Annotated in this window: 11 protein-coding genes and 1 pseudogene; 5 read left to right on the forward strand and 7 right to left on the reverse strand. The window is 52.1% G+C overall.

Translation table 11 applies throughout. From position 1 onward, the window contains the following. Positions 1 to 79 precede the first annotated feature (79 nt). Positions 80 to 1,591, forward strand: coding sequence for a threonine ammonia-lyase, biosynthetic (gene ilvA, locus QJT81_18955; GenBank protein ID WGZ93842.1), 1,512 nt, complete (start codon positions 80 to 82; stop codon positions 1,589 to 1,591). A 14-nt stretch (positions 1,592 to 1,605) separates the two neighbouring features. Here ilvA and QJT81_18960 read toward each other — a convergent pair. Beyond that, positions 1,606 to 1,929: pseudogene (locus QJT81_18960) on the reverse strand (IS30 family transposase). Positions 1,930 to 2,010: 81 nt separating this feature from the next. Beyond that, the gene (locus tag QJT81_18965; GenBank protein ID WGZ93843.1) at positions 2,011 to 2,514 is read right to left on the reverse strand and encodes a hypothetical protein; all 504 of its coding nucleotides are present in this window, start codon (positions 2,512 to 2,514) and stop codon (positions 2,011 to 2,013) included. A 24-nt stretch (positions 2,515 to 2,538) separates the two neighbouring features. Between QJT81_18965 and QJT81_18970 the strand changes: the two genes are divergently transcribed. Then, positions 2,539 to 3,474: an IS1595 family transposase gene (locus QJT81_18970; GenBank protein ID WGZ93844.1), complete on the forward strand. Its 936-nt coding sequence runs from the start codon at positions 2,539 to 2,541 to the stop codon at positions 3,472 to 3,474. Here the strand turns inward: QJT81_18970 and QJT81_18975 are convergent. The 3 genes from QJT81_18975 to QJT81_18985 form a co-directional block, all read right to left on the reverse strand. Beyond that, positions 3,411 to 3,956: a hypothetical protein gene (locus tag QJT81_18975; protein WGZ93845.1), complete on the reverse strand. Its 546-nt coding sequence runs from the start codon at positions 3,954 to 3,956 to the stop codon at positions 3,411 to 3,413. The two genes, QJT81_18970 and QJT81_18975, sit on opposite strands and share 64 nt — an antisense overlap. Before the next feature lie 134 nt (positions 3,957 to 4,090). Further along, entirely contained in the window at positions 4,091 to 4,399 is a 309-nt protein-coding gene (locus tag QJT81_18980; GenBank protein WGZ93846.1) for a hypothetical protein, read from the reverse strand. Positions 4,400 to 4,442: 43 nt separating this feature from the next. Then, entirely contained in the window at positions 4,443 to 5,528 is a 1,086-nt protein-coding gene (locus QJT81_18985; protein WGZ93847.1) for an ammonium transporter, read from the reverse strand. Positions 5,529 to 5,917: 389 nt separating this feature from the next. On the opposite strand from QJT81_18985, the gene QJT81_18990 reads away from it, so the two are divergent. Further along, the gene (locus QJT81_18990) at positions 5,918 to 6,277 is read left to right on the forward strand and encodes a hypothetical protein (protein ID WGZ93848.1); all 360 of its coding nucleotides are present in this window, start codon (positions 5,918 to 5,920) and stop codon (positions 6,275 to 6,277) included. A gap of 10 nt (positions 6,278 to 6,287) precedes the next feature. Here the strand turns inward: QJT81_18990 and QJT81_18995 are convergent, their stop codons facing one another. Further along, positions 6,288 to 6,911: a DUF302 domain-containing protein gene (locus tag QJT81_18995; protein ID WGZ93849.1), complete on the reverse strand. Its 624-nt coding sequence runs from the start codon at positions 6,909 to 6,911 to the stop codon at positions 6,288 to 6,290. An 87-nt stretch (positions 6,912 to 6,998) separates the two neighbouring features. Beyond that, positions 6,999 to 7,403 (reverse strand): SCP2 sterol-binding domain-containing protein, encoded by a 405-nt coding sequence (locus QJT81_19000; GenBank protein ID WGZ93850.1) that lies wholly within the window; start codon positions 7,401 to 7,403, stop codon positions 6,999 to 7,001. A gap of 202 nt (positions 7,404 to 7,605) precedes the next feature. Here QJT81_19000 and QJT81_19005 point away from each other — a divergent pair, with 202 nt between their 5' ends. Both QJT81_19005 and QJT81_19010 read left to right on the forward strand, forming a co-directional pair. Next, on the forward strand, positions 7,606 to 8,574 hold the full coding sequence (locus QJT81_19005; protein ID WGZ93851.1) for an efflux RND transporter periplasmic adaptor subunit: 969 nt from the start codon (positions 7,606 to 7,608) through the stop codon (positions 8,572 to 8,574). Then, on the forward strand, positions 8,574 to 11,714 hold the full coding sequence (locus tag QJT81_19010; protein ID WGZ93852.1) for an efflux RND transporter permease subunit: 3,141 nt from the start codon (positions 8,574 to 8,576) through the stop codon (positions 11,712 to 11,714). Before QJT81_19005 ends, QJT81_19010 begins: the two co-directional genes overlap by 1 nt. Positions 11,715 to 11,767: the final 53 nt, after the last annotated feature.

Here is an 11,767-nt window from a genome sequence, read left to right on the forward strand (position 1 = left end):
TGTTGTAAAAATCTTTCTCAAACCTGAGTTTGCAATATACTAACCGCCACGTAAAGGCAGAGCCGCAAAAGTTGAAATTATGAGCAAATCCCTGATCAAACGCATTCTCACCGCCCGCGTCTATGACGTGGCTATCGAAACCCCGTTGGAACGGGCGCGTAGCTTGAGTACCCGCTTGAGTAATGAAATTTACCTCAAGCGCGAAGACTTGCAGCCAGTGTTTTCCTTCAAGCTGCGCGGCGCATTCAATAAAATGTTTTTGCTTTCGCCAGAAGAACGCGCCCACGGCGTGGTTGCGGCTTCTGCGGGCAACCATGCGCAAGGCGTGGCACTTTCCGGCTCAAAACTCGGCATTAAAACCACCATCGTCATGCCCGTCACCACGCCCGACATCAAGGTGAATGCGGTGAAAGCCTTTGGCGGTAATGCGGTGTTGCATGGCAATTCTTATGACGAAGCCTATGCTTACGCTCGTGAGCTAGAGCGCGAACATCACATGACTTTCGTGCATCCCTTCGACGATCTCGACGTGATTGCGGGGCAAGGCACGATTGGCATGGAAATCCTGCGCCAACATTCCGACCCGATTGAAGCGGTATTCTTGTGCGTCGGCGGCGGCGGCTTGATTGCAGGGGTGGGCAGTTACCTCAAATACCTCTACCCCAATATCAAAATCATCGGAGTAGAACACGAAGAAGCGCCCACCTTGCACACCTCTTTGGCAGCAGGTGAACGGGTGCAACTGGCGCAAGTCGGCACATTTGCGGATGGTGCTGCGGTCAAACTGATCGGTGAAAACACCTTCGAGATTGCCAAACACATTGTCGATGAAGTGATTTTGGTCAGCACCGACGAAACCTGCGCCGCCATCAAGGATGTGTTTGAAGACACCCGCACCCTGCTCGAGCCGGCGGGCGCATTAGCCGTGGCAGGCATTAAGAAATACGTGGCACGCGAAAACATTCAGGGCAAACACCTGATTGCAACCGCAAGTGGTGCAAACATCAATTTCGACCGCTTGCGCCACGTCGCCGAACGTGCTGAGTTGGGCGAGGGGCGCGAAATGTTGCTGGCGGTAACGATTCCTGAAAGACCGGGCAGTTTCCGCGAATTCTGCCACGATATTAGCAACCGCCCGATCACCGAATTCAACTACCGTTATGCCGATGCACGGGATGCGCAAGTGTTCGCCGGGGTGAAGATTGCGGGCAAGCAGGAACGCGCGACCTTGCTGAGGGATTTGCAGGCGAAAGGCTATTCCGTCACCGATTTGACCGATAACGAGGTGGCGAAAATTCACCTGCGTTACATGGTGGGCGGGCATTCTAATGGGGCGGAGCATGAAGTGCTGTACCGTTTTACCTTCCCCGAACGCCCCGGCGCATTGCTGCATTTCCTCACCAGCATGAGCGCGGGGTGGAATATCAGCTTGTTCCATTACCGCAATCACGGCTCGGATTTCGGGCGCGTGTTGGTGGGGATACAAGTGCCGGAACAGGAACGTGGCGAGTTCTGCGAGTTTCTGGAGAAGCTGGGGTATGAGTATTGGGATGAGACGGAGAACCCTGCTTATCAGCGGTTTTTGGGCTAAAACTTTTAGTGAATTCAAGTAATAAGTGCATAACCCACCAACTTTTCGGCCTCTATGCCGGATAGTTCTCGGAACACCTCGTAAGGTGTCTTGAATCCCAGACACTTCCTTGGTCTGTTGTTGAGTTTATGTACAGCCTCCAGTACCTGTCGGGTGGTCACGTCCAATAGCCCCATTGCCTTGGGGAAGTATTGGCGTAACAGCCCATTGGCGTTCTCATTTTGCCCACGCTCCCACGAATGGTAGGGCTTGGCGAAATACGTTTCGCACCCAAGGGCTTGGGCAACTTGCTCATGTTTGGCAAACTCTTTGCCGTTGTCGAAGGTGAGCGTGTGCACCCAATCCTTGAAGCTGTCCAGCAAGGTGATAATGCTGCTGGTTACGGCTTCTGCGGGGTGTGAACAAAAGTGCGGTAAACCTCATGCCGCCTCAGCGGTGTTTCGCCAATAATGCTTCCATTGCTGGTTTCCCCGCATGACCCTCAACGCCAACATATCCGCCGCATTATCACTTTTCCACCATGCCCCCGATTTTTTTAAGCGTTGCTGGATGATGTAACGGTGTGCACTTTCTATTTCGCCCGACCCCACGGGCAATCCGAGGGATTTTGCTGTCGGGTAATCCAGTTGCTCAATGCGGTTGCTCAGGTAACGGTGACAAGCTCGTACTGGGGCGTTACTGTCTTCTACCGTTTCTGCTTCGAGGAAAGGTTTCAGTGTGTCGATGACCGCTTGAGCTTGACCATCCTGTAGGGCTTTTTTCTGTTTGGCAAACCATTTATCCTTGTCCTTGAGGCATGAACAGCTTGCGGATGCTGCTGATAGGTATTCACAAACATGATAAAAATCAAGGCTCAATATGCGTTTCAGGGTCTTGTTTTCCCCGGCATTGCAAACGTGATGGATAGCGGTAAAGTTAGTCATTTCCGATAGCCAAGGAGAGGCTTTATGACCTCGCTCATCAGTATTTCCAGCCTGACCAGTGATGCCGCCTGTTTCGAGCAAGTCCGTTCCGTGCGTTGGCCTAATGGGGTGATTTGTCCGCACTGCGGTTCACAGGACACTATCCGTCGAGGCAAGGATGACACCCAGCAGGAACGCCAGCGTTACCAGTGTAAGGATTGCCAAAAGCGTTTTGATGACCTGACGGGCACGGTGTTTGAAGGCCACCACCAGCCGCTGAAGGTGTGGGTGTTGTGCCTGTACCTGATGTCGTTGAACCTGTCCAACCAACAAATCGCCCGCGAATTGGGGTTGAACAAGGATGATGTTCAGGCGATGACGGAACAGTTACGGCGTGGTGTCGAGAAAAAAACGCCAGTAAACCTGTTTGGGAATGTTGAATTTGATGAGGTTTATGTCAAGGCTGGACACAAGGGAAACCCCGAAGCCGTCGCGGATGCTGGGCGTGAAGGTCGCCGCCGCGCCCTGAAAGGTGCGCCGGGGCGTGGGACACTGGAAAAGGACAAACCACCCATTTTCGGCATGATCCAGCGTTCCGGGGAGGTCGTGATCCGTATGCTGGCGAATGTGAAACAGACGACGATCAAGCCGTTGATTGTGGAAACGGTGGCAGCAGGCACGCTGGTCTACACCGATGAGTACAACATTTACAGCCGATTGGAAGAATGGGGCTATGCCCACAAAACCGTCAACCATGGCGCAGGCGAATATGCCCGTGACGAAGATGGTGACGGTTTCCATGAAGTCCACGTCAATACGATGGAAGGTTTTTGGTCACTGTTACGCTCATGGTTACGACCTCATCGGGGGATCTCACAAGAAAAGCTACCGTGTTACCTTGCATTCTTCGAGTCTCTTCACAACATCAGGAAACGGGGGCAAGCTGCCTTACAGTCCTTGCTTTCGCTGCTGTTGGGATAAGACCCTGAAACGCATATTGAGCCAAAATCAATCAGGTAATGTCCTTGTGTGCCAAATTGTTCATCCACTTGACGGTTGATCCAGCTTGCCCCATCACCCACCGCATGGAGGAACGTGCTTTTTCCAAATCCAGCACGGCAGGCGGTGTCGAATAAGATTTTTCCAGCATCTTCTACCGTGCCACCGAATATTGCGCCAAACGTTGGCGTAGCACTGCCTTTGGCGTGGGCAAGACACAGGCGGGCTTCTTTCCAGCTTTCCTTTTTGCCTTTGCGCTTGTCGGGGGCTGTTTCGTCAATCTCGACGATGGGGATCATGCTGCCGTCCATTTCGGCAATGACATAGGCTTTTCCCAACGTGCTTGGATAGTCTTTTATCAACACTTGGGATTCATGGATGCGTTTGGCGTGACCTTCGGTGATGTGTCGGATGCTGCTGGATGCCAGCCGTATCCCGTAATGTTCTTCTAATTTATCAGGCACTTGAGCAAATGAACAGTCCGCCCCAAAGTCCGTCACCGCCCGTTGCAGCGGGAGCGAACAGCCTCGGCAAACAACCTCGGCACTCTGGCTAAAGGGGCGGACACGCTTGCCGGGAATCCGGTAGACCGGTTCGCTTATGTGGATTTTTCCGTAGGTCGTGTGCCAATGACAGTTTTTTTTCCACTCTTTACATACTTCCCAATGCCTTCTTCACAGGCTGGGGCTGTGCATTTTTCTACACGTTTGTTTGCCCATGCAGTGATCGCATCATTTCCCATTTGGCGCAGTTCTTCTATCACCCGCTGTTCGGCGTCTGCTGCTTTGATAATGTCATCACCGGCATTTTCAACCACCTCGATTAGCCCTTCCATCCGAGCTTTTAATGCGGGGTTGCGGTTCAAGGCTTCTAAAAGTTTTTGGTCGCGGGAGCTAACTGTCAACATGGGAAAGTCCTTTTTCTCTGGTTTTAGGGGATGCCATCTTAGTCTACAGGACACCGCACTTTTGTTCACACCCACCGATCAACGTACCGACAACTTGCGCCCCAAAGCTGACACCGCCGACTCCGCCGAGTGCTTCTAACCCAAAAATGCCTGCCGCAATGCCGCCCCATGCGCCACACAACCCGTGCAATGGCCATACACCCAATACGTCGTCGATTTTCAGTTTGTTTTGCGCCAAGGTGAATGTCCACACGAACAATGCCCCTGCCACCGCTCCGACCACTAATGCGCCTAAAGGATGCATTAAGTCCGAGCCTGCACACACCGCAACCAAACCGGCTAAGGGACCGTTGTGGACAAAACCAGGGTCATTTTTGCCTGCAATTAACGCCGCAATAATGCCGCCGACCATCGCCATTAAGGAGTTAATCGCCACCAAACCGCTGAGACCTTCCACTTTTTGAGCAGACATAACGTTAAAGCCAAACCAGCCGACGGTCAGAATCCATGCGCCAATCGCCAAAAATGGAATGCTGGAAGGCGGGTGCGCTGACATGGGCTTGCCGTCTTTGGTGTAACGCCCGTGCCGATGCCCTAATAAGATCACGGCGCCCAATGCAATCCAGCCGCCCATCGCATGAACGACGACGGAACCCGCAAAGTCATGAAAAGCAACGCCGAATAAGCCGGTGATCCACGCTTGCACCCCGTACAAATTGTTCCAGATCATGCCTTCAAAGAAGGGATAAATCAGCGCCACGATAATGAAGGTGGCAATGAGTTGCGGGTAAAAGCGGGCGCGTTCTGCAATGCCGCCGGAAATAATCGCGGGAATGGCTGCCGCAAAGGTGAGGAGGAAGAAGAACTTCACCAAGTCATACCCGTTCTTTTCCGCCAAAATACTGGCGCTGTCAAAGAAGCCGACTTGATAGGCGACGTAATAGCCAATAAAAAAGTACGCTATTGTCGAAACCGCAAAATCCACAATGATTTTCACCAGTGCATTGACTTGGTTTTTGTGACGTACTGTGCCGACTTCTAAAAAGGCAAAGCCTGCGTGCATTGCCAGTACCATGACAGCACCCATTAACACGAACAGGGTATTTAATGCAGAAACCAGTTGCTCCATACCTAACCTCTCACACCTGAAGAGCCAAAAGAGTTGCCATCATAACCGTTGGATAATCAATGACTAGGGTGTGATGCACAAAATGCGTGAAGGTGGTGCAGTTTTTTCAGAGTAGTGGTATTTTTGCAGGCATATAATCACAGTTATTGTGCCCTATTATTTTTTAGCACTATATTGGTGCGTTATTTGCACCAATATAGCAAAATGATATTGTTGAACCTTGCGTATAGCCTTTGCTCAGTAGACTTGCCTGTCACCGGTTTGTGTATATGATAATCGAATACGGATTAAGTGGAACGTTCAGGATGAATACAGTGTTGCATAGACTCAAGTTCGATGAGCTGTCGGTATCAAGAATAATGCTCTTTTTTGGGGGATTATTGTGGGTAATGTCCTTCACGCAAGTCGTGTTTTATACCGATCAAGGCGCAGTGATGGGCTATTGGGTGGCTGCAACCGGTTGGTTAGGGTTTGGGTTGTTCCAGTTCGCTTGGTATGCCAACTTACTGGAGCTATTAGGGGTGCTGATTATGCCACGCTACCCTAATCGTGCCATGTTGGTGGTTGTAGTGGGCGCACTTTTGGCAGGGCAAGCTTTTTGGTTTACTGAGATTCCGGGGGGGGATGTGGATATGCGGGTTAGCAGTCTGGGGACAGGATTCTGGATGTGGTATGCCAGTATGGTATTGATAACCTTAGGCGTGATTTTTGGAGCGGCTGAGGAAGAAGAAACGTCTTCCTCAGCTTAACGCGCTGATATTAGAAGTCGCCTTCTGCACCGCCACGCATAATGTCAGTCATGATCTCTTGTACCTTGACTGCTTCAGCATGAAGCTCAGGTGGCAGCGTTTTACCACCGTAAATCATCATATCCATATTGAGTGAGTACAGGTGATATTTGCCTTCCTTGTCTTGGATCATTGCAATCCGGCATGGCAGGTACGCAGAAAAGGCATCACTGAAATCGACCATTTTCATCGCCGTTTGTGGGTTGCAGAACTGGTATATTTTCAGGAAGCGTTGGTCTTGCCCGGTTTCCAATTTCACTTGTTCTGACAGTGGCAATTCGCCAACCGCTTTGATGTTGTGCTTGTTAGCAATGGATTTCATGGACTCTTCAGCATCTGCTGGGGAAACGCCTTCCGCCAACGAATATTTGACGACGGTTGCATCAGCCGAGTTGCCGCTTTCCTTCAGCTTAGTCCACATATTCATGTAAACATCTTTCGCTTTGGGGTCAAAGCTATCTAAAGCCGCTTTTTCAGCAGCAATGTCTATATCACCCATTTGGCTCATCATGGGGGCAAATTTGGTGTAAGCGTATGCGCCACCGACAATGGCAACGAGGCCAATAATGGCAAGAATGTTACGGATGAAATTCATGAAGTCTCCTAGCGTAATATAGAGTGGGAAACCATTCATTGATGGCCTCCCTATACGTTTTATTCCCTAAAATGACGACTATTTTAGTTATTGTGTGTCAATTTTTGCCATCAGGGCGAATGATTTCACGAAAGGCCCCGCCATGGCTGGGTTTTTCAGCATTGCGCCGTAGTCACCTGACAAGAATTTCAGTTTACCAAAGGTGTAAGCAGTTCCTAGGCCGACCATACCCATCGGTTCTTTTGTCCATTTCATCCAGTCTTTGCGGTCGGCACGCATGTCCCAATCCGGGCTTTCACCGTTGTAATCGCCTGCACGGACACATTCGCCATTTTCGACAACGAAAACACCCATCGGTTTAGCTTCGCCTTTCAGGCCACAAGTGATGATGGAATTGAACCCGATCGCAGCAAGCTTGTCTTTTACTTCAGGGTCGTTGTTCCAGAGATCCTTGAGTTCGTTCATCCAGTCGGCAGAAAAAAGTTGTGGCATGATTCCTCTCCTAGTTTGTGTTGATAATAACGGTAACGTTGGTTTGTAATGCGACGTTATAAAACTGAAATTTACAAAGCTTTATATATCTTGCATCCTTACGTTTCGCAACCTGTTAAAAGTGATAATACCGATGCTGCGTCAATCTTTACGCCTCCCACTCCTCACGACGATAATCACCCTCTCTCTGGCTGGTTTCAGCATGGCTGATACCCCAGTGGACTCTCTCACGGTGACAGTGCGACCTCTGGGGGAGGTTTTGCAAGCATCTGAACGTAGTGTAACAGCAACGCTGATCAGTTTGAACGATAGCACGCTCAGTGCTGAAATTTCTGCGAAAGTTACCCAGTTACGGGCTGATACGGGTGATACGGTGCAAGCGGGTCAGGTGTTGGCGGAATTGGACTGCCGCGACCATCTGTTCGCCTTGAGCCAAGCCAAAGCAGGCGTGGATGCGGCGAATGCGCGTTATCAACTGGCGACGACGCAATTCCAGCGTAATCAACGTTTGCGTAACACGGGTGTTGTTCCGGCTGAAGTGTTGGATAAAGCCGCTGCCGACGCTGAAGCAGCCAAAGCTGAGGTGGCAGTCGCCAAATCGCAAACCGACACCGCCCAGCTTGCGGTATCACGTTGCACCATTAAAGCGCCGTTTGCCGGGCAAATAACCCGCCGTAATGTGCAAGTCGGGCAGCAAGCCACGCCCGGCACACCCGCGTTCCAATTGCTGCAAGACAAAGCCTTGGAAGTGAGCGCCAGTTTATCGGTGGATGAAGTGCAGGATCAAACGCAAGGGGCGGAATTACGCTTTGTTGCCGATGGTGTGAGCATTCCGCTGGAACGCCGTGCGGTGGTTGGGCAAATCGCCGGAAATACCCGCACGCAAGAAGTGCGCTTTACCCTCAAGGGTAAACATTCTTTGCCGGTTGGGCGCAGTGGGCGCGTGGTGTGGCAAGGTAAATTACAGGCATTACCGGCGAGTTGGGTGGTGCGCCGTGAAGGTGGTTTGGGGGTCATGCTGGAAGTGGATGGCATGGCAAAGTTCCACCCGCTCCCCGATGCGAAAGAAGGGCAGCCGGTGTTAATCGACTTGCCCACTTCGGTGCGTTTGATTGATCAAAACCGCTTGCGGGCAAGGGATGGGCAAGCCGTGACGGTGGAGAAACCTTGATGTATCGCCGCCTCATACAAAACCACGTCCTCGCGAACCTCACGTTTGTGTTGGTGCTGATTATTGGCTTTACCGCTTATAACACAATGCCGCGCCAGCAAGACCCCACGATTAATTTCAACTGGATTTCGATTATCACTGCGTTGCCGGGGGCGAGTGCGGAAGACGTGGAAAAGCGCGTGACCGACCCGCTGGAAGACGCGATTCGTGGCATACCGGACATGAAATTTGTGTCGAGCAATAGCCGTGCAAACATTTCCAGCCTATTGGTGCGTTTTGAAGACATTGATGAACGCACGTTCGATAAGCGCCTTGCCGATTTACGCCGCGAAATTCAGAACGCTGAAAACTTGCTGCCTGCGGAGGCGATGGATTCGATTGTGCTGGAAATCACCACGGCGAATGCGTTCCCGTCGGCGATGATTGCGGTGCAAAGCGTTGCTGACGATGAAAATTTGCGGGTGCAAGCCAAAAATATCGAAAAAGCGCTGGAGCAGATTAAGGGCGTGGATCGGGTTGATCCGGTGGCGTTGGATGATCCCGAACTGCAAGTCCGCTTTGATACTGTCGCACTCGAATCCTTGGGGTTAACGCCGGGGCAATTGAGCGATACGGTACGTGCTTGGTTTCGGGATTTATCCGCTGGCAGTTTGGATGTGGATAAGCAAAGTTGGTTGGTGCGTTTAAGCGGTAAAACCAGTGACCCGCAAGCTTTGGCTGAATTGCCTGTTCCCGGTGTGCAGGGCGAAGTGCCATTGTCACGGGTCGCCAATGTGGAACGCGCTCGCGCTGAAGCCACCCAAAAGGTGCGTTTGGATGGCGAACCAGCGGTATTGCTCGCGGTGATGAAGGAAGACAAAGCCAATGTGTTGGATTTGGTGGAGCGCCTGAAAACGTACATTGACGCGCGTAATCAGCAGGTCGGAGCCAGCGGGGTGAAACTGGTGTTGGTTGATGATCAAACCATTCCCACCCGTGAGGCGATCGGCATTATGGAAAGCAATGCCTTGCTGGGGTTTGTGTTGGTGTTATTCGTGACTTGGTTATTTCTGGGGTTCAGGATTGCTGCGCTGACCACGATTGGTATTCCTTTCACCCTTGCATTGACGTTTTGGGTGTTGTCCGGCACGGGTGAAACTTTGAATGTGACGGTGTTGCTGGGCATTGTGATTGTGTTGGGGATGTTGGTGGACGATGCGGTGGTGGTGGTCGAATCCATTTATTACCGCTTGCAACACGGCGTGGATGCAGTGACGGCGGCGGTGGAATCCATGCGCGAGGTGGCTTTGCCAGTGACGACTGCCGTATTGACGACGATTGCAGCGTTTTTGCCGCTGATGTTGTTGCCGGGAATACTCGGTAAATTCATGCAAGTGATTCCGATGGTGGTGACGCTGGCGCTGGCGATTAGCTTGATTGAGGCGTTTTGGATGCTGCCCGCGCACGTTGCCAGCACGAAAATGCGCTTTGATAAGCCGTCGCGGGTTCAAAAAATGCGGACTCGCGCTACCCATTGGATTCAAGTGAAATACGCCCGTTTGCTGGTGAAAGTATTGCGCTTCCCGCGTGCGGCATTGAGTGCGGTGGTGTTGATGTTTGTGCTGGCGGTGGGGATTGTCGGGGCAGGCTTGATTCCGATGAATTTCTTTGCGGCGGACAGTTTACGGCTGTTTTATGTGAACGTGGAAATGCCGAGTTCTACCGCGTTGGATGCAACCATGCAAAAGGTGCAAGAAGTCGAGCAGCAGGTGAAAAAGCATTTGCAGCCGGAGGATGCGCGGTCGGTGGTGGCTTATGCGGGGATGATGTTTACCGAAACTGAGCCGTTGTATGGGGCGCGTTACGGGCAGATGGTGGTGAGCCTTAAGCCGATGTCGGAAGGTTCGCGGGAGGTGAAAACCATTATCGAGGGGATGCGTGCCGATGTGGTGAACGTGCCGGGGGCGGTGAATATTGCGTTTCTGGAATTGGCGGGCGGCCCCCCGGCGGCTAAGCCGATCAGCGTGAAAGTGCGTGGCGATAATTACGCCGAAATTCAGGGGGCAACCGCTGCGCTCAAACAAATTCTGAGTGCGAATCCGGGTTTCAAAGACATTAGCGACGATGCCAGCCCCGGTCAGATGGAAATGACGTTGCGCTTGCGCCACGACAATATCCGCCGTGCGGGGGTGTCGCCGGATGAGGTCAGCCGTAGCTTGCGCTTGCTGGTGGATGGCGAAGTGGTCGCGGATATGCAGGATCAAGGTGAGAAACTGGAAGTGCGCGTCAAACGCCAAGAGGGGGATTTGCGCACGGTGGATCAGTTGCTGGATTTCCGCTTGCCGACTGCGGATGGCGGCAGTGTGCCGTTGCGCGAATTGGTGGAGGAACAGAAAGGCGTGTCGTTGGGCAATATTCGCCATTACAATTTCCGCCGCGCCATTACCTTGGAGGCGGATTTGGTGAAACGCCCGGATGAGCCGTTTTACGAATGCCGCTTGCAACCGATGTTCAGCGGGGCAGCGCCGGATTATTCGCAATGTGCGTTGGATGCGGTGCAGGCGAATCAACTCTTGCTGGAGGGCTGGAAACCGTATCAGGCGCAATTCCCGAATATTGATTTGGATTTTGCGGGGCAACTCGATGATATTCAGGAGAGCATGGATGCGATTGGGATGTTGTTCCTGTTTGGCGTGGGTTTGATGTATTTGATTCTGGGGACGCAATTTGGCAGTTATTGGCAGCCATTGCTGATTTTGTCGACTGTGCCGATGGCGTTTACCGGCGTGGTGTATGGCTTACTGGTGACGCAAAATCCGTTGAGTTTGTACACACTGTACGGCGTGGTGGCGTTGGCGGGGATTGCGGTGAATTCGGCGATTGTGTTGATTTCAGCGGCGAATGACCGGCGTGAATTGGGGATGAGTGTGTTGCACGCCACGGTGTATGCGGCACGGCGGCGGGTGATTCCGGTGTTGATTACGTCATTGACCACGATGGCGGGTTTGTTTTCACTCGCCACCGGGTTGGGGGGTAAGTCGCTGATCTGGGGGCCAGTCGCGACGGCGATTGTGTGGGGGGTTGGGTTTTCAACCGTGCTGACCTTGTTCGCGATTCCGGTGTTGTATCGGGTGTCGAGTCGGTCGACTCGTGTGGATTGATGTCGAGGGGCTGGCGATAGGTTTGGTTAAAATTAGTACGAATTTTTTGAAAA

The organism is Candidatus Thiothrix putei (genome assembly GCA_029972225.1).
GTDB classification, from domain to species: domain Bacteria; phylum Pseudomonadota; class Gammaproteobacteria; order Thiotrichales; family Thiotrichaceae; genus Thiothrix; species Thiothrix putei.